General features: G+C 63.8%; 17 protein-coding genes and 1 riboswitch. Of the genes, 9 read left to right on the top strand and 8 right to left on the bottom strand.

The window, feature by feature from the left end:
* Positions 1–217: 217 nt before the first annotated feature.
* Positions 218–352 (top strand): entericidin A/B family lipoprotein, encoded by a 135-nt coding sequence (locus tag B0G73_RS07245; protein ID WP_106279338.1) that lies wholly within the window; start codon positions 218–220, stop codon positions 350–352.
* 301 nt (positions 353–653) lie between these two features.
* Here B0G73_RS07245 and B0G73_RS07240 read toward each other — a convergent pair whose 3' ends face one another.
* Positions 654–1,448 (bottom strand): DUF4397 domain-containing protein, encoded by a 795-nt coding sequence (locus B0G73_RS07240; RefSeq protein ID WP_106279336.1) that lies wholly within the window; start codon positions 1,446–1,448, stop codon positions 654–656.
* Positions 1,449–1,786: 338 nt separating this feature from the next.
* Here B0G73_RS07240 and B0G73_RS07235 point away from each other — a divergent pair, with 338 nt between their 5' ends.
* Positions 1,787–3,835 (top strand): NADPH-dependent 2,4-dienoyl-CoA reductase, encoded by a 2,049-nt coding sequence (locus B0G73_RS07235; RefSeq protein WP_106279748.1) that lies wholly within the window; start codon positions 1,787–1,789, stop codon positions 3,833–3,835.
* Positions 3,836–3,868: 33 nt separating this feature from the next.
* On the opposite strand, the gene B0G73_RS07230 is transcribed toward B0G73_RS07235, so the two are convergent.
* The 5 genes from B0G73_RS07230 to B0G73_RS07210 form a co-directional block, all read right to left on the bottom strand.
* Positions 3,869–4,798, bottom strand: coding sequence for an EamA family transporter (locus B0G73_RS07230; RefSeq protein WP_106279334.1), 930 nt, complete (start codon positions 4,796–4,798; stop codon positions 3,869–3,871).
* 365 nt (positions 4,799–5,163) lie between these two features.
* On the bottom strand, positions 5,164–5,403 hold the full coding sequence (locus B0G73_RS07225; protein WP_106279332.1) for a pentapeptide MXKDX repeat protein: 240 nt from the start codon (positions 5,401–5,403) through the stop codon (positions 5,164–5,166).
* 117 nt (positions 5,404–5,520) lie between these two features.
* Complete coding sequence (locus B0G73_RS07220) at positions 5,521–6,312, bottom strand: molybdopterin-dependent oxidoreductase (RefSeq protein WP_106279330.1); 792 nt, start codon at positions 6,310–6,312, stop codon at positions 5,521–5,523.
* A 40-nt stretch (positions 6,313–6,352) separates the two neighbouring features.
* Positions 6,353–6,994 (bottom strand): cytochrome b/b6 domain-containing protein, encoded by a 642-nt coding sequence (locus B0G73_RS07215; RefSeq protein ID WP_106279329.1) that lies wholly within the window; start codon positions 6,992–6,994, stop codon positions 6,353–6,355.
* Between the two features lie 30 nt (positions 6,995–7,024).
* On the bottom strand, positions 7,025–7,870 hold the full coding sequence (locus tag B0G73_RS07210) for a thioredoxin family protein (protein WP_106279327.1): 846 nt from the start codon (positions 7,868–7,870) through the stop codon (positions 7,025–7,027).
* Between the two features lie 450 nt (positions 7,871–8,320).
* Between B0G73_RS07210 and B0G73_RS07205 the strand changes: the two genes are divergently transcribed.
* The 6 genes from B0G73_RS07205 (at position 8,321) to B0G73_RS07180 (ending at position 15,511) form a co-directional block, all read left to right on the top strand.
* Complete coding sequence (locus tag B0G73_RS07205; RefSeq protein WP_106279326.1) at positions 8,321–8,731, top strand: GreA/GreB family elongation factor; 411 nt, start codon at positions 8,321–8,323, stop codon at positions 8,729–8,731.
* A gap of 152 nt (positions 8,732–8,883) precedes the next feature.
* A riboswitch (TPP riboswitch) is annotated at positions 8,884–9,002 on the top strand.
* Between the two features lie 93 nt (positions 9,003–9,095).
* On the top strand, positions 9,096–11,027 hold the full coding sequence (gene thiC, locus B0G73_RS07200; RefSeq protein ID WP_106279324.1) for a phosphomethylpyrimidine synthase ThiC: 1,932 nt from the start codon (positions 9,096–9,098) through the stop codon (positions 11,025–11,027).
* A gap of 256 nt (positions 11,028–11,283) precedes the next feature.
* Positions 11,284–11,496 carry a glycine zipper 2TM domain-containing protein gene (locus B0G73_RS07195; protein ID WP_106279322.1) on the top strand — a complete coding sequence of 71 codons (213 nt, stop codon included), beginning with the start codon at positions 11,284–11,286 and terminating at the stop codon, positions 11,494–11,496.
* Between the two features lie 253 nt (positions 11,497–11,749).
* A complete protein-coding gene (locus B0G73_RS07190) occupies positions 11,750–12,250 on the top strand; it encodes a hypothetical protein (protein WP_106279320.1) in 501 nt (166 codons plus the stop codon).
* Positions 12,251–12,553: 303 nt separating this feature from the next.
* Positions 12,554–14,152 (top strand): L-lactate permease, encoded by a 1,599-nt coding sequence (locus tag B0G73_RS07185; protein WP_106279318.1) that lies wholly within the window; start codon positions 12,554–12,556, stop codon positions 14,150–14,152.
* A gap of 432 nt (positions 14,153–14,584) precedes the next feature.
* Complete coding sequence (locus tag B0G73_RS07180; protein ID WP_106279746.1) at positions 14,585–15,511, top strand: DMT family transporter; 927 nt, start codon at positions 14,585–14,587, stop codon at positions 15,509–15,511.
* Between the two features lie 503 nt (positions 15,512–16,014).
* Here B0G73_RS07180 and B0G73_RS40415 read toward each other — a convergent pair.
* Together B0G73_RS40415 and bamC are read right to left on the bottom strand one after the other, a co-directional pair.
* A complete protein-coding gene (locus B0G73_RS40415; protein ID WP_181196506.1) occupies positions 16,015–16,170 on the bottom strand; it encodes a hypothetical protein in 156 nt (51 codons plus the stop codon).
* A 182-nt stretch (positions 16,171–16,352) separates the two neighbouring features.
* Positions 16,353–17,582: an outer membrane protein assembly factor BamC gene (gene bamC, locus B0G73_RS07175; protein WP_106279317.1), complete on the bottom strand. Its 1,230-nt coding sequence runs from the start codon at positions 17,580–17,582 to the stop codon at positions 16,353–16,355.
* 461 nt (positions 17,583–18,043) lie between these two features.
* On the opposite strand from bamC, the gene B0G73_RS07170 reads away from it, so the two are divergent.
* The gene (locus B0G73_RS07170; protein ID WP_106279315.1) at positions 18,044–18,508 is read left to right on the top strand and encodes a DUF2844 domain-containing protein; all 465 of its coding nucleotides are present in this window, start codon (positions 18,044–18,046) and stop codon (positions 18,506–18,508) included.
* Position 18,509: the final 1 nt, after the last annotated feature.

Below are 18,509 nucleotides of genomic sequence, written 5' to 3'. Positions count from 1 at the left end.
GCCGCGGCGGACGTGTAGGAGTGCGCCGACGCAAACACCGGAGCACGCCTACACCAAAATCGCAGCGCAGCCGACAGCGCCGCCCCCGCCCTTTTTTTACCATGCAATCAGACCGGATCGACTGGCGTAAGCCCCGGTCGGACGGCAGCTAGCTCGGCTGGCGCGTGCCGTAAAGATGGGCACGTCAACCAATGCATTCTCGACAAGGAGAACTTTCATGAATCGACTGATCGCTTTGCTTCTCATTGCAGGGACAGCTGCGCTCGCCGGTTGCAACACGATGGCGGGGGCCGGGCAGGATATTTCGAAGGGTGGCAACGCCATCACGAACTCGGCCGAAAAGGCCAAATAAGCAGCGCATAACGAAGCAGACGCCGGGCGCTTGATAGCGTCTGGCATGAAGGACAGGGATAGCCCGCCGCGGGACACCGTGGCGGGTTTTTTTCGTGCGGTCGTTTTTGTTCGTCTTCGCGGGCCGTGGTCGAGGCCGCGAGTGTTGCCAAGCCTTGTAGAAGCCGCAGGTGTTGCGGGTGTCGGCCATCGCCGGGGCAAGGCCGCAAACAAAACGGCGATCCACTCACGTGGATCGCCGCTCCGTCCTCCCTAGGACTTACCACTTATTGCATGCGCTCAGCCGGCGCTTTCATCAGCGCTTATTGGCCATTGAGCGTGTTCGTCAACTCGACGCTCGGTGTCTGCGTGTTGCCGTTCTGCGCAACCAGCAGATGGATCTGGCCCGGCACGAGCTGGCTCAGCGCACCGGCGATCGGCACCGACGTGACCAGCCAGTCGGCATTGTTCGACAGCGTGAAGGCAGGCGACTGGAAGATCGGGGTCTTGCTGCCGGCCGTGGTCGCGATCAGCACGTAGGTGCCGCCCGACACATAGATCGAATCCTGACCGCTCGCCGGCACGGCGTTCTTGAAGGCGACACCGGCCATCGTCGGCGAGACGTTGGTGATGTCGGTCGAGGTGGACTGGACCAGGTACAGGTCGAGGTTCGTCGCGTTCGCCGACGCGTTGAAGCCGCGCAAACGCGCGCTATTCGACAGCAGGCCCTTGTCGAACGGATCGTCGATCAGGCCGATGGCCGGCGCGGCCAGACCCGGCAAGGCGAGCACGGTGTATTGGTGGCCCTTTGCGACATCCGGAAAGCTGCCGCTCGCGAGCGCGGTCGTCGTGCCGGTCGCGGAGTAAGCGACCGTGGTCGCGCCCGTGTTGATATTGGTGAAGTTCGTCACACCCTTATAGCTGATGTTGGTCTGTCCCGAGGGCGCGGTGCCGTTGACGAGAAAGTCGACCGCCGGGCCGCTGGGAATGGCATGGATGAAATGGATCTCCGGATTGGTCAGCCCGAGTTCCTTGCCCACGTCGTCGGAGCCGCCACCGCACGCGCTCAGAACGGATGCAACGGCAGCCATCGCCACCATGGTTCGGATTAGTTTCATTATGTTCACCTGTATCGATTTGTCGGGCTCACGACCCATTGATTTTGTGGACTTCCGCTTCGCACAACACGCCGTCTGATGCTGGTTCGTTGGTCATACGAACGGTCAGGCAGCTCTGCGAAACGGAATGCCCCTCCTATCCCTTCTGCCATCGCACGGCTCGTGTCGACGGACGCCCGCTTCGAGCAATGCGCGTGCCGCGGCCTCTGATCTGTCTGCCGGCGACTGAAGAATGTCTTACGGAGCAACGAGTTACGAGGATTAGAAAGTTTCCTCGGAGGGATGGCACGCCGCGGGTGTATTGTTCGTGCGCGCCCAATACTTACACGGTCCTCCGCATGTCTTACCAACACTTACTCGCCGAACTCGACCTCGGCTTCACCCGCCTGCGTAACCGCGTGGTGATGGGTTCGATGCACACCGGCATGGAGGACCGCTTCTGGAATTATCCGAAGCTCGCGGCGTATTTCCGCGAGCGCGCGAAGGGCGGCGTCGGCCTGATCGTCACGGGCGGAATCTCGCCGAATCGCCAGGGTTGGCTCCTGCCATTCGGCGGCACGCTGAATTCCGTGCTCGATCTGCGCAACCATCGGAAGTTGACTGAGGCCGTGCATGCCGAAGGCGGCAAGATCGCGCTGCAGATCCTGCATGCGGGCCGCTATGGCTATCAACCGTTCGTGGTCTCCGCGTCGGCAATCAAATCGCCGATCTCGAAGTTCAAGCCGCGCGCGCTGAGCATCGCCGACATTGCGAAGACCGTGCGCGACTACGCGCGCTGCGCGCGCCTCGCCCAACGCGCCGGCTATGACGGCATCGAGATCATGGGCAGCGAGGGCTATCTGCTCAACCAGTTCCTGTGCCCGCGCACCAATCACCGCACCGACGCCTACGGCGGCAGCATCGAGAACCGCATGCGGCTCGCGCGCGAGATCGTCGAGCGGGTGCGCGCGGTGTGCGGCGAACGCTTTATCGTCGTGTACCGGATTTCGCTGATCGATCTGGTGGAAGGCGGCAACACGTGGGACGAAACCGTGCAGGTCGCCCAGGCGCTCGAAACGGCCGGCGTGACGATGTTCAATACCGGCATCGGCTGGCACGAAGCGCGCGTGCCGACCATCGTGACCTCAGTGCCGCGCGCGGCTTTCGCTGCGCTCAGCGCGCGATTGAAGGCGGCCGTCAAGGTGCCGGTGATCGTGTCGAACCGCATCAATACGCCCGAGGTCGCCGAGGCCCTGCTCGCCCAAGGCGCCGGCGATCTGGTTTCCATGGCGCGGCCGCTGTTGGCCGACCCCGAATTCGTCGTGAAGACCGCCGAGGGACGCGCGCAGGAAATCAACACCTGTATCGCCTGCAATCAGGCCTGTCTCGATCACACGTTCAAGAACCAGCGCGCCACCTGCCTCGTCAATCCGCGCGCGGGACGCGAGACCGAACTGGTCTACCGGCCGGTCGCCGGAGCGCGGGCCGCGCGTTCGATCGCAGTGGTCGGCGCGGGTCCGGCGGGCTTGTCGGCGGCGACCGTGGCCGCCGCGCGTGGGCATCGCGTGACGCTGTTCGATGCCAGCGCAACGATCGGCGGCCAGTTCAATCTGGCCATGCGCGTGCCAGGCAAGGAAGAGTTCAGCGAGACGATCCGCTATTTTCAGAGCCAGTTGCAGCGCCACCGCGTCGACGTGCGGCTCGACACGCGCGTCGATCCCGCGCTGCTCGCCGCCGGCGCTTACGACGATGTGATCGTCGCCACCGGCATCGTGCCGCGGCGGCCGGCGATTGCCGGCATCGACGGGCCGAACGTGCTGTCTTATGTCGATGTGCTGCGCGGTGCGCCGGTCGGTCAGCGCGTCGCCGTGATCGGCGCGGGCGGCATCGGCTTCGACGTCAGCGAGTTTCTGCTGCATCGCGCGGGTGAGCCGCTGCCCGTGCCGCGCGATGCGTGGCTCGACGAATGGGGTGTCGATCTGGCCGTGCGGGAACGCGGCGGCCTGAAACCGCCCGCGCCGGCAGAGCCGCCGCGGCAGATCTGGCTGTTGCAGCGCAAGGCCGGCAAGCTCGGCATGGGACTCGGCAAGACTTCCGGCTGGGTGCATCGCGCGACGTTGGCGAGAAACGGCGTGAAGATGCTCGACGGTGTGTCGTATCGGGAAATCAGCGCGCGCGGTTTGAAGATCGCGCGTGAGGGCGTCGAGGAGTGGCTGGAGGTGGACACGATCGTCGTGTGCGCGGGGCAGGAGTCGCTGCGCGATCTGCTTCCGCAGACGGCGGCGGACGCAAAGGCGGACAGCGCCAACGGCCCGCGCTACCACGTGATCGGCGGTGCGAAGGTGGCAACCGAACTGGACGCGAAACGCGCGATTCGCGAAGGCGCGGAAGTGGCGGCGGCGTTGTGAAACAAGCGGGTCGTCGCCCGCTTCAGGCTGGACTCAGGCGAGTCCCTTCTTCCGGTAGTCGAACCAGAACGACAGCCCGACGCTCGCCAGAATCACGATAGTCGCGACCACCGTGGAATGAGTGACCGGCTCGCCGAGCAGCAGCGCGCCGAGCGCGACCGCCACCACCGGATTCACATACATGCAACTGCTGGCGATGATCGGACTGGTGTGCCGGATCAGAAAACCGTAGGCGACGTAAGCGGCCATCGTTCCGATCAGCATCAGGTAGATAAACGCCAGCACCGGCAGAACATGCACCTCGAGCATCCGCTCGCCCGAGACCCACGCGACCAGCGTCGACATCGCGCCGCCCAGGCCGATTTGCAGCGACGTCGAGAGAAACAGGTCCGAGGGCAGCTTCAAACGCCCGGCCAGATGCGCGCCGCCCGCCCAGAAAAGCGCGCCGCAGAGAATCGCCAGGCTGCCGCCCGCCGAGCCTGGCGCGCTGTCGCCGTGACTAAGAATCGCAATGCCGACCAGACCGAGGCCCACCGCGAACCACTCGCCGCGGCCGATCTTGCGCCCCGCCACCGCCGCGATCACCGTCGCGAACAGCGGCACGGTCGCGACCATGACGGCTGCGGTACCGGTGCCGACGGTGCGCATCCCATAGGCGAGCATGCCGCTCGACAGACCGACCAGCATGGTGCCGACGAGCCCGGCATTGCGGATTTCGGCGGCGCCCGGCCAGACCGGATTGCGACGCGCGGCGAATATGAACAGCCCTACCCCGGCGAACAGGTTGCGCAGTCCGGACAGCAGCAGCGGCGGAAACGAGCCCAGCGCGACGTGCACGGCGAGATACGTCGAACCCCACACGAGATAGACGACGGCGAGCGCGAGCGCGATCTGCCCGTTGCGCGATTGCGGCAAACGGATCGGAAACCCACGCGGAAAACGATTCAGGAATTGCAGCGACATGCGTTCAACCCGCCCATGCCGCTCGAGGTGCTGCGCCCCCGCTAAAGACCCGGAGGCGGGATGGCGGACACCGCATCGGCGATGCGGTCTGACGGGCGAGGCTGGCGGACATGTCGGTGGAACGGAAGGACGATAGATGGCCAATGGGGCCACAACGCCGCGACGATCGGGAGAGATCGAGCCACGGCGAACACGCGCCAAACGTTTGGCGCGCATCGCATTATGCAGTAAGCGCCCACCGCGTCGCTTGAAAGAATCGTAACTTGTTGGCGTACTTGCAACAGAAAGCCGGGGACATGCCCCGGCTTTCTGTCGTGCGGGCCGCCGGCGCGTTCGCGCTATGCGAGCCGCATAGTCAGGACGGCTCAGTTGGCCATGGCGCCCGACGCTTCGTGCTTCATCGCGCCGCCCTTTTTCATCTTGTCATGTTTCATCGTGTCCTTCTTCATGCCGTCCTTCGACATGCTGTCCTTGGACATCGCATCTTTGGACATGGTGTCCTTCGACATCGCGTCGTTGGACATGGCGCCGCTTGCCTGGGCGAACGCGGCGCCGCCGCTGGTGAGGAGAGCGACGGCCAGTGCTGCGAGTGCGAACTTTTTCATGGGATGACTCCTTGGTTATGGATAAATCAAGACCGGCCAGAGCACTAGCCGGCGTATTTCCGAAGCTTCTGCCGTCCGGGGTCGCGCCGCCGCCTCAGCGGCGCCGACCCGCGCGCGTCAGGAGCCTCCGAACCAGTTGTAGCCCTGGTCGACCCAATAGCCGCCGGGATACGTGTTGGTGACGAACATCTCGACGATGTGCTTCGGGTTCTTGTAGCCGAGCTTGGTCGGCATGCGCAGTTTCATCGGGAAGCCGTATTTCGCGGGCAAGCGCTCGCCGTCGTACGAGAACGTGAGCAGCGTTTGCGGATGCAGCGCGGTCGGCATGTCGATGCTCTCGTAGTAGTCGTCCGCGCATCTGAAGCCGACGTACTTCGCGCTCGTGTCCGCGCCGATGCGCCGCAGAAAGTCGCTGAACGGCGTGCCGCCCCAGCGGCCGATCGCGCTCCACCCTTCCACGCAGATGTGCCGCGTGATCTGCTCGGCATGCGGCAGCGCGTACAGTTCGGGCAAGGACCAGACGCGCTGACCGGTGACGAGCCCGCTGATTTGCAGCTTGTAATCGGCGCCGTTCACCTCGGGCACGTCGTCGATGCCGTAGAACGCGTTGAACGGAAACGGCCGCGTGATCTGCGCTTCGGTGTAGGTCGGCGCGAGTTGCTTCGGATCGAACAGCGCGGCTTGCGCCCGGTCGTTCAGGCGCGAGACGGCGGTGAGAAATTTGTTGACCGAGTCGTCGTCGGTGAGCGAGCAGCCGGTCAGCATCGACAGGCCGCCGAGCGTTAGAAGGCGTTTGCCGAATAGACGCCGCGACGGCATCGCGAGTTCGCGGCGGGCGTCGATCAGAATCGATTCGCGATCGAGCTTCTGGCCGGCAGAACGAGTGGAGTTTCGAGCGGGTGTGTTCATGATTCGGTATCCGTAACGTTCGCTTCAGCGGATGAACGGCTCAGCGTCCGCGCAACATGGCGAGCAGCGAGCGCGGCACGAGCGCCACCATCACCAGATGCACGGCGATGAACGCGGCCATCAGCGACATCGCGCAGAAGTGGACGATGCGCGCGTTGTCGTAGCCACCCATCAGTTCACGCAGCAGTGGAAACTGCACCGACTTCCAGATCGCGAGGCCCGAGAGCACCAGCACGATCAGATCGCAGACCACGAACAGGTAGGCGAATTTCTGCACCGCGTTATAGACGCGCAAGTCGGCGTGCGAGAGCTTGCCGGTCAGCGCGGCGACGAAGTCGTGCAGCACGGCGCGCGGCGACACCGGCAGGAACTTGCGCACGAAGCGCCCGCTCGCGAGGTTCAAGGCGAGATACAGCAGGCCGTTGAAAACCAGCAGCCACATCGCCGCGAAATGCCATTGCAGCGCGCCGCCGAGCCAGCCGCCGAGCGTGATGGCGGGCGGAAAATGGAACGCCGGGAAGATCGGCGAGGCGTCGTAGATGCGCCAGCCCGACAACATCATCACGATGGCGGCGAGCGCATTGAGCCAATGCGTGAGACGCACCCACAGCGGATGGATCGCACCGCTCTTTTGCGGCTCGGTGGACGGCACAGTGTCGCGAAGTGCATGATGGGTTGCCATGAAACTCTCCTGTGGGCGCGGACGCGGCGATCAATGGCACGCGGCCAGTTCGGCCACTTGCAGAACATCGCCGGTCGCCTCGTTTTCGACGAAGGCGACCACGCCGAAGCGGTCGGCGGGCGCGTTGACGTTGGCATCCGCGGCGGCGTCCTGGATGCGGATATCGCGGCGAATCTGTGCGTTGCCCGCGACGAGCGGCACCGGGCCGATCCATTGCCGCACAACGCGTTCGTGATGCAAGGTGACGCCGCTGTTTTCGCCGGCGCCGACTTGCGAGCTCAGCGAGTTTTCGTAGACAGCGAGGTAGGCGTCCAGTTGGCCCGCTGTGTCTGCCGACTTGCTGGTGAATTGCGCCGTGACGTTAAACGCACCCGGCGTCTGCTGTTGCTTGAGTTCGAGCGCGACGTTCGCTTGCGCCGGCTCGCCGACGACCTTGCCGATGCTGCTCTCGAAACTGTCGCGTCGCGACCAGCTACGCAGTTCGCGTCCCGAGACGAAAATCTCCGGCGTGTAGATGGTGTGACCGCCGCCGAGATTGGTGAGTGCCTGCTGACGTTCAGTGAAACGATGTTGCGAGAAGCGGTCAGTCCAGCCGAGACTATTCCAATAGTCCACGTGCAGCGCCAACGGCACGATGCTTTGCGTCGCGCCGCTGTTTTTCCATTGGCTCAGCCAGTTGTCGGCGGGCGGGCAGCTATTGCAGCCTTCGCTGCTGTATAGCTCGACCAGCGCCACACGATGCGCCGGGCTATGCGCGCTGCAGACGGCGCTGGCCGCGTCCGCGAAGCCGCTGGCCAGCAGCGTAGTCAGCGCGACAGCGAGCGCGATGCTTCGAGTGAAACGCCGATGGTCTCGGCGGAGTCCGGCGGTTTGCATGACATGCTCCAATCAGGATCTGCACGTTTGTCGGACCACACGGCGGGTTATGACAGCGCATTTGCAATTTTTCCCAGCTTTTTTCCTGAAGCGCGAACACGGCCGGCGATGCACGACTCGCGTGCTAACATTGCCCTTTCGATCGCGCACATTCAGTCAGATGAATGGCGGCGCCCTCTTCACTCTCTTTCTCTGCCTGCCGGCTACCTCGATGCGCTTTCCGACTTCCCGTGCCTTCTTCCGCTTGCGCCCCCGCCGCGCAACCGGCTGCGCGCGCGCGGAACTCATGCCGCGCCACGCCGGCGAGCCGTCCCGAACGCTCCCGCTCCACGCCGCCCGGCGCCCGATCTAACGCTGCCCGCTCCATTGCCTGAGCCGCGTTGTCGGGCTCCGGGCCGATCTCATCCGCACGCTGTTCCCTCAAATGCAGATCGAATTGGAGTACCCGTCGTGAAAAAGACGAAAACCTGTTACCTCACCGAACTCGACGTCGCCCGTCTCGAGAAACACGCCGCCAGGCCGGGTGCGGACGCGCGTTTGCAAGACATGCTCGACGACGTGCTGGAACGCGCGGTGATTGTCGATTCGCGCGAGATACCCGCCAACGTCGTCACGATGAACTCACAAGCCACGCTGGTCGACGAAACCAGCGGCGAGCAAATGACCTGGACCGTGGTCTATCCGCCCAATGCGGACTTCGCGCACGGCCGCCTGAACGTGTTCTCGCCCGCCGGCATTGCCTTGCTCGGCGCCAAACGCGGCGAGCGCATCCGCTTCACGCCGCCGAGCGGCACTGAGAAAGTGCTGAAGCTGGAAAAGATCCTGTTTCAGCCCGAAGCCGCCGACGATTTCACGCTGTAAGCAACGCCCCGCGCGCCGCGCAAAACTTTTGCCGCCGCATCTTCGGCCGCCCCGTCGATCCGCAAGCAGCGCGTCGCGGCCCGCTGTTATTTCCATCATCCGACTTTTCAAGATGGGTTGCCAAGCAGCGGGCGGCCGGTGTATCGTGTGCGCTGCTAACGCGGGGGTCCTGCGTCGCACGGAGGTTGGAGGTCCGTGCCACGTGGGTGAGAAATACCCTTTGAACCTGATCTGGATAATGCCAGCGCAGGGAAGCGTACGGATTTCGCAGCCAAGCTTTATTGCCTCATCTCTCGCGAATTCCGACTACTTCCGTCTCGTCTCCTGCTTAGCCGCCCCACATAGCTTTGCACTGGAGATACAGATGAACGCCAATCCGAAGTTCCTTTCCGCCGACGCTCACGTCGACGAAGCCGCTGTCGCGCCGCTGCCGAATTCCCGCAAGGTCTACGTGACCGGCTCGCGTGCCGACATCCGCGTGCCGATGCGCGAAATCTCGCAGGCCGACACGCCCGACAGCTTCGGTGGCGAAAAGAATCCGCCGGTCTATGTCTACGACACGTCGGGCCCTTACTCCGATCCGGAAGCCAGGATCGACATCCGCGCAGGTTTGCCCGCACTGCGCCAGGCCTGGATCGAAGAACGCGGCGACACCGAAGCGCTGACGGGTCTGTCGAGCGACTTCAGCCGCGAGCGCGCCGCCGACACGGCCACCGCCGATCTGCGCTTCAAGGGCCTGCATCGCACGCCGCGCCGCGCGATCGCCGGCAAAAACGTCTCGCAGATGCATTACGCGCGCAAAGGCATCATCACGCCGGAAATGGAATACATTGCGATTCGCGAGAACCAGCGCCGCGCCGAGTATCTGGAGAGCCTCAAGACAAGCGGGCCGAACGGCGAAAAGCTCGCGGCGATGATGGGCCGTCAGCACCCGGGCCAGGCGTTCGGCGCCAGCGCGTTCGGCCCGAACGGCCTCACGGCGATCACGCCCGAGTTCGTGCGCGAAGAAGTGGCGCGCGGCCGCGCGATCATCCCGAATAACATCAATCACCCGGAAAGCGAGCCGATGATCATCGGCCGCAACTTCCTCGTGAAGGTGAATGCGAACATCGGCAACTCGGCGGTGACGTCCTCCATCGGCGAGGAAGTCGACAAGATGACGTGGGCGATCCGCTGGGGCGGCGACACGGTGATGGATCTCTCCACCGGCAAGCATATCCACGAAACGCGCGAGTGGATCATCCGCAATTCGCCGGTGCCGATCGGCACCGTGCCGATCTATCAGGCGCTCGAAAAGGTCAACGGCAAGGCCGAAGACCTGACGTGGGAAATCTTCCGCGACACGCTGATCGAACAGGCCGAGCAAGGCGTCGACTACTTCACGATCCACGCGGGCGTGCGTCTGCAATACGTGCCGCTGACGGCCAAGCGCATGACCGGCATCGTCTCGCGCGGCGGTTCGATCATGGCGAAGTGGTGTCTCGCGCATCACAAGGAAAGCTTTCTGTACGAGCATTTCGAAGACATCTGCGAAATCATGAAGGCGTATGACGTGGCCTTCTCGCTCGGCGACGGTCTACGTCCCGGCTCGATCTACGACGCCAACGACGAAGCGCAGCTCGGCGAACTGAAGACGCTCGGCGAACTCACGCAGATCGCGTGGAAGCACGACGTGCAGACCATGATCGAAGGCCCCGGCCACGTGCCGATGCAGCTCATCAAGGAAAACATGGACCTGCAACTCGAATGGTGCGACGAAGCGCCGTTCTACACGCTGGGACCGTTGACGACCGACATTGCGCCGGGCTACGACCACATCACATCGGGCATCGGCGCCGCGATGATCGGCTGGTTCGGCACGGCGATGCTCTGCTACGTCACGCCGAAGGAACACCTCGGGCTGCCGAACAAGGACGACGTCAAGACCGGCATCATCACCTACAAGCTCGCCGCGCACGCCGCCGATCTGGCGAAGGGCCATCCGGGCGCGCAGGTGCGTGACAACGCGCTCTCGAAAGCGCGCTTCGAGTTCCGCTGGGAAGACCAGTTCAACCTCGGTCTCGATCCGGACAAGGCGCGCGAATTCCACGACGAAACACTGCCGAAGGATTCGGCGAAAGTCGCGCATTTTTGCTCGATGTGCGGCCCGCACTTCTGCTCGATGAAGATCACGCAGGACGTACGCGAGTTCGCCGCCCAACAAGGCGTCACCGACGACGAAGCGCTGAAGAAAGGCATGGAAGTGAAGTCGATCGAGTTCATGAAGAAAGGCGCTGAGATTTATCAGCGGCAGTAAGGTTGGGTTCGCGGAGCGGGCATCGTTATTACGCCACCCGACCCGCCAAACCTCTGCATTGCAGTAACGAAGCCCGCCACTGGCGGGCTTTTGCGTTTGCGCCGACCGGGCACGCCGCATGCTAAATGGAGGGAAACACTTGATTACGAAACCGTCGTTTCGCTGACAAGCGCACACATCCGGATACAGGATGCGGCGATACCATCAAACGCATGGGCGGTGTCTACTGCCGACCGTAACCACTGGAGTCAACATCATGAAATCGATACGTCAAATCGGTACGTTTGCGGCCATCGCGGCCGTCCTGGTGAGCCTTTCCGCATGCGACGGCATGAGCCGTCAGGGGCGCGACACCGCCATTGGCGCGGGTCTGGGTGGCGCGGCGGGCGCAGCGATCGGGGGCAATGCGCTGTCGACGCTCGGCGGCGCGGCGGCGGGCGGCGTGATCGGGCATGAGGTTGGTAAGTAACGGAGAATCATGCGCACGACATGCGTCGGGATGTCATGCGAGCGTGGGCCGAACAATGCTTCGCCCACGCCGACATGCAAGCGGCTCCGCGTCTCAACAGCCAGCGCGAATACGCAGTCAACCGTTCCGTTCGACGCGCCGCAACGAGGTGAAATAAGCCGTTACGGTTTTGCAATCCTGTTGGTGCCCAGGCGGCGTAAGCTCATGACGTCACGCCCCTGATGGCGGCGTCCGATTCAACCAGGAGCGCGTCATGAAGTCCCGCCTCATCAACACGGCGTGCGCGATCGGCCAGCGGTGGCCGCTGCGCTTTTCCCCGTCTTTCCCACGCCTTTCGCAAACAGGCATCGCGCTGGGTGGCGCGGTCTGTTTAATGACGCTGTCTGGCTGTTATTACCCGTACGGTTACTATCCGGCGGGCTATTCGCCGTATTACGCGACGGTCCCCGCGGCGGGAACGCAACAGGCGGTCCCGGTCGGGCAAGACGCCTATTCGGCAGATCAGCAGCAGCAACAACCGCAGCAGTTGCAACAAGCGCAGACAGGCCAACCAGCCCCGCCGCCGACATACGCGGTCGCCGCCCCGCCTGTGTATGTCGCCCCCGCTCCCGTTTACTATCCGCCGCCGGTCTACCCGGCTTACTACGGCTATCCGGGCTGGTATGGGCCGTCGGTGTCGATCGGCGTCGGCTTTGGTGGTTACTGGGGCGGTCACGGTGGTGGCGGATGGGGCGGTCACGGTCATTGGCATTAACACCAGCCGGCACGATTGAACCCGATCGGTCGTACCGACGCGCCCGCACAACGTCGCGCGCCATGCGCCGCGTCGACCAGTCCGCGCAAGCCGCGCTCCCAGCGCCCATTCGCTGCGCCCGTAGTTTCCCTTCTTGACGCGGCCGGACTGGGTTCTATGCTTGGTAAGCCACATGCAGTAGCCGTTTAAAAAAGCGATCCCGGCCGCGCCCGCGAGTCGGCGACGCCCATCCGTCATGCCATAGCGACGCGCTCCGGAGTGCGTGGTGCCGCGTCGAGTCCTAACAACAATGAAGGAGACGTGATGTTTCACCAACTACTCACTCCTGTCGGCAATTCGCTATTGCCATCGTTCCTCGTCGCGGCGCTGCCGATTATCGTCGTGCTGCTCCTGCTTGGCTGGGCTCGCCGGCCGGCTTGGCAGGCGTCGCTCGCGGGGTTGATCGTCGGCCTGATCGTGGCGATCCTGGTCTGGCAGTTTCCCGTGGGACTCGCGGTCGATTCGGTCGTCGCCGGCGCGGTGTTCGCCTGCTGGCCGGTCATGTGGATCGTGTTCGCGGCGATCCTGCTTTACAACATCTCGCAACGCTCGGGCCGCTTCGCCGCCTTTCGCATGTGGATGATCGACAACCTGCCGAACGACCGGCGCGTGGTGCTGGTCGTGATCGGGTTTTCGTTCGGCGCGCTGCTCGAAGGGATTTCGGGCTTCGGCACGCCGGTCGCCATCACCAGTTCGCTGCTGATTCTGCTCGGCTTCCCCACGCTCGAAGCGCTCACCTTCACGCTGATCTTCAATACCGCGCCAGTCGCGTTCGGCGCGCTCGGCGTGCCGATCACCGTGCTCGGCGCGGTCACGCATTTGCCGGCCGACACGCTCGCCAAGATGGTCGGCCGCCAGTTGCCGTTCTTCGCCTTCCTGCTGCCCTTCTATGTGATCGGCGTCTATGCCGGCTTTCGCAACATGCTGCGGGTGTGGCCCGTGCTGCTGGTGTCGGGCGCGAGCTTCGCGCTCACGCAGTTCGTCGCGTCGAACTATGTGAACTACAGCTTGACCGACGTGTTGTCGTCGATGGTCTCGCTTATCGTCACGATCGCCTTTCTGCGCGTCTGGAAGCCCGCGGCGGATCCGAAGTTCGCGGTCAACATCGACCGCGTGGGCGAAGTGCGGGGCAAGATCGGCGGCGGCCAGGGCTGGTATCCGTGGATCATCGTCTCGGTGGTGGTGATCATCTGGACCGTGGCGAAGATTTTCCTGATCGGCGACGTCAAGGTGCCATGGCCGGGACTCGACAAGGCCGTCTTCATCACGCTGTACAACACGCCGTACAGCGCGGTGTGGGACTTCCAGCCGCTCGCCACCGGCACGGCGATTCTGGTCGCCGCGCTCATTACGGCGGCCGTGGTCAAACTGAGCCCGCGCGAATTCGGCGCGGCGATCGCCGACACGTGGGTGCAGACGCGCATCGCCATCCTCACGGTGGCGACCATCGTCGGGCTCGCGTATCTGATGAACTACTCGGGGCTGACGTACACGCTCGGCCTCGGCGCGTCGTCGGTCGGACCGTTCTTTCCGCTGGTGTCGGCATTCCTCGGCTGGGTCGCGGTGTTCCTGTCGGGCAGCGACACGTCGGGCAACGCGCTGTTCGGCAACCTGCAGGTGGTGGCGGCCAATCAGCTGAATCTCAACCCGATTCTGATGGCGGCTACGAACTCGTCCGGCGGCGTGATGGGCAAGATGATTTCGCCGCAGAACATTTCGACCGGGGTGGCGACCACCGAACTCAAAGGCAAGGAAGGCGTGGTCTTCGCCAAAACCTTCAAACACTCGATTCTGTTGACGGTACTGCTCGGCGTGCTGGTGTGGCTGCAGCAGAATGTCCTGCAGTGGATGATTCCGCATTGAGGCGGGTCGGGTTGTGCGGGCTATTACGCCTGCGCAACCCGTTGGCTCGATACGCGCGATGCACTCCGAGTGGCGGGCAGCGGCCGCGTGGACGCGGGCGTGCGTCGCTTTAGCCGGAACAGGCTGGAGCGACTTCGCCGGCGCTCCGCCGCCGCTCTGCCGCGCTGCCGCAAAATAATTCACGTTGCGCGCGCAGGCCTTTTCTTCCAGCTTGTCATTTCAGCCCCACTCCAACGTCCTGATCGCAATATTTCTCACATCAGCGTGAGAATTGCTCGTTATGCGCGGACCGCCACTGCGCTTACGATCGACGATTATCCAACGCCTCCGTCTCCCGGAACTTGCCGTTTCATTGCAGCCTGAAACGTTTCGCCCGACTGCACTGCTACGATGCACAGGTGTCTCGACTCAACCGCGCGCGGCGCCACCTCGATGAATGCTAAAAACCTGCTCCAGTTGCTGATCCTCGCCGCCCTGTGGGGCGCCTCGTTCCTGTTTATCCGGGTTGGCGTCACCGACTTCGGCGTCGCGCCGTTGATGGCACTGCGCGTCGGCATCGGCGCGGCCTTTCTCGCGATCGTGCTGATCGCGCGGCGTCCGCTGCGCCAGTCCGCGACGATCCTGCGCACGCGCGCTTTCCCGCTGCTAGTGGTCGGCATTCTGAATTCGGCGGCGCCCTTCTGCCTGTTCGCCTATGCCGAGTTGACGCTGTCGGCCGGCGTCACGTCTGTGATCAATGCGAGCACGCCGCTGTGGGGCGCGCTGGTCGGCTTTCTGTGGCTGCGCGACAGATTGAGCGCGCTGCGCACGCTCGGGCTGGTGATCGGCTTTCTCGGCGTGCTGATGCTGGTGTGGGATCAGATTGCCGCACCCGACGGCACGGCGGCCACGCCGCTCACCACCGCGCTAGCGGCCGGCGCCGCGCTCGGCGCCACGTTGCTCTACGGCATCGCCGCCAACTACACCAAGCGCCATCTGACCGGCGTCGACGCTCTGACCGTCGCCACCGGCACGATGACCGGCGCCACCATCGTGCTGCTGCCGCTCGCTCTGATCTACTGGCCGGCGGCGCCGATCTCGCTGCACGCGTGGGGCGCGGTGATCGCGCTCGGCGTCGCCTGTACCGGCGTCGCGTATATGCTGTTCTTCCATCTGATCGCGGTGGCCGGACCGGCGCGCGCGATTACGGTGACCTTCGTCATCCCGATCTTCGGCATTCTGTGGGGCGCGCTGTTTCTCGGCGAAAGCGTCTCGCCGGGCATGATTGAAGGCTGCGGCGTGATTCTGGTCGGCACCGCGCTCGCCACCGGCGTGGTCAAGCGTCTGCCGTGGATCGGCACGCGCCGCGCCGACACCTGAAATCCGCTTTGTTTCGCGCGACGCTTTCACGGCGTCGCCGACTCTCATAACTTTCATCTTTCGCGCCGCCACGCCTGGCCGCGCCGAATTCCGGCCGCACAAAAAATAGCCCGCACTCCACGTCGGAGTGCGGGCGAAACCGTCGCCCTACGAGGATAGGCGACGGGGCCACCGAGGCCGCGCAGCGCGCAGGCCGTCATCGGGCGAAGCATCGGTTCGTCGGCCGATGCTGGAATGGTCCGGAATGGTTTCGGATCGTCGATCGAGACTCGTCGCCAACTCACGCCGGGTCATGCAATCCGGCCCCATGAGTGTATAAAAGCAGCTTGTGTGCCAGCTATGTTAAATCGTTCGAAACCAACGACAACCGCTTGATTTTTCTTGAGTTTTTCTGCGGAGGAAGGTTGCGGAGAGAGTTACTCAGGAAGGCTTGGATAGTTACGTCACCGGGGTAACGTCACGTTACGTGCAGCCGCACGAGGCGGCCGCAGCGGTGGGTCAAGTTAGAGCGTTCGCCATTTCGTACGCTGAGCCGCGCCATGCCGAAGCTGCAGGCCGGTGGGCCGCCGCGATTCACGCGGGTTCAAGGCTGCGACGCATACCAACGCCAGAACGAGCAAGCTCGCCGCCCACATCCAGTAAGGAATCACGTCGAACATGGCCATCTCCCGTTGAACGGCCGGTTTGGACCGGTGTTGAGCGAACCAAGCAAAAGACGTCCGCAGGCGTTCGAGGATCGCTTGTCGGCCATGCTTTGCCGGACTCTCGGGGCATAAAAAAACCCGCCCGGAGTCATTCCCGGACGGGTTTCAGACAGCGTTGCCGCCTGCGGCGGCCTTGCTCAGTGCAACTGGTCGGCCATCAGACTCATGATCTGCTGGGCCTGCGGGCTCTGGTCGACTGTGCCCTTGTCGTCGACCACGGCGACACGCGTCTGGTTAGGCGTCACGGCGCGCACGTTCACCAGATACTGCTTGGCAACTTTTTCCTTCTTGCCGTGGAAAACCTGGCTCCAGAAGCCCTGTTCGGCCGATGTCATGTCCTTCGGGTCGACGTAGCGCACGAAGTACAGGCCGCGGGTCAGGTCGCGGTCGTCGACGGTGAAGTTGCTGCGGTCGAGCGCGAGGCCCACGCGCAACCAGGCGCGGTCGTACGGCTCGCCGAGCGTGAGTTCCGTCGACGAAAGCTGCGCTTCGTTGCCGTTCGCGTCCGCGTTCGGCGACGGTTGCTGGGCGGACAGCGAAACGTTTTGCGCCGCCGTGGCCGCAGCCGCCGACTTGGCGCCCGCCGTGGCCGCGTTCGGCGCCGTTTGCGCGCCGGCCGACAGGTCGGCGTTTTGCGCGTCAGCCGGTTTCGAGCGCGAATCGGCCAGCGCCAGCGCCGCCATCAGCCGCTTCAGATATTCCTGTTCGAGGCCCGGATCGTTCGGCTTCGCCACCCACGTGCTCGAATCGTTGTTCGTGCCGGTCAGCGCCTCGCGCATGCCCTTCTGGCTGACGAACACGTAGGTGCCGCCGTTCGGCGCCGCTTCGAGACGCGTGCGGTACTTGTTGCGCTCCGAGGTCACATAGCTGTTGCCCATGGCTTTGGACAGCGTGCCGCGGATCAGGCCGTCGTTGATCTGCGCGTGCGTTTCGTTCCAGTCGGTTTCCATCACGCCCTTGTCGCGCTGGTCGACCACCAGCAGAAAGCCCTGTTCCTGCCAAAAGCGGCGAATCTGCGGCCATGCCTGCTCAGGCGCCTTGTTGTCGATGACGAGCCAGCTTTCCGTGCCGTCGCGCTGGATATGCATGCCGCTGACCGCCGGCGCCACCACCACGGAATTGGCCGACGGCGCTTGCGCCTGAACCTGCTTGAGCGTGGACAACGAGGTTTCGCCGCCCTGCGGGGGCAACGAACGCTGATCGGCCGTCTCATCGACCATGTTCGGCGGTACGGCAAGTGATACCTGCTTCGATTTCGAGTCGCTCTTGTAGTCGACTTTGGTCGGCGACGACGTGCCGCAGCCGGCGACCAGACCGCCTGCCATCAGCATTACTGCAAACCGCTTGGTAAGACGAAGATCAGTCATGTTCGGGGAATCCTTCCGCTACGCCACGGCAAGTTTCCGTGGATCAACCCAACATTTTACCGATCCCGGCGAGTCATGTGCAAAAACCCGGGTTTGCCCGCGAATTGAGCAGCGCGAGGCGCGCGCAAACGACGCGGAATCAATCCGCGAGAAGGACTCCGAAGCGTCCAAACTCTGTCGACCTTTCCGTCAGGCGCAAGGATGTCGTTTTCGCGCCTGAAACGGCCTCGCGCACGGCAAATTTAACAATTACCCACATTTCCCAACGCACTGTCAGATACACCCTACGTCATCGTCAGATCATTGATTCGACAGCACTTTCCGAAGTCCTGTCGCGGTCAATTTCGATATATCTAAATTAACTGGATGCCGCTTCCAGTAACGGTTCAAAAACCCGAGTGATATCTTGAAATGGACATCACCAGAAGCCTTTGAGCGCTTCAGCCACGGGACCGACCGCCATGCCATTGCCTACTTTTACGCCGGCTTTCGCAGCCTCGGCGATCGCTTTCGCCGCCTTGTTCGCGAGCCGCGGCGCGTGCGCCGAACTCGGCGGCGCCATGCCGTCGAGGGCGGATGCGAGCGCCAGCGCGCCGCGCGCCATGTTGAACGGGGCGCTGCGCGTGCGCACATTTACCGACGCCGGCAACACGACTATCACCGAGTACGCGGCGAACACCGGCCAGATCATCGGCTATGCGTGGCAAGGCCCGACCATGCCGGACTTGCGCGCGCTGCTCGGCAAGTACGCGGACTCGTATCGCGCCGGCGCCGCCGCGGCGGCAGCGGACGGCAATCTGCACGTCTCGCGCGTGGCGCGGCCGGACGTGATCGTGGAATCCGGCGGCCCGATGCGCGGGTACGCAGGCCGCGCATGGCTGCCGACGGCGCTGCCGCCCGGCGTGACAGCCGACGATTTCCAGTGAT

This window comes from Paraburkholderia sp. BL25I1N1 (assembly GCF_003002025.1).
Lineage (GTDB): Bacteria > Pseudomonadota > Gammaproteobacteria > Burkholderiales > Burkholderiaceae > Paraburkholderia.
Note: the sequence above shows the minus strand (reverse complement) of the source record. Positions and strands in the feature narration are given on the sequence as shown.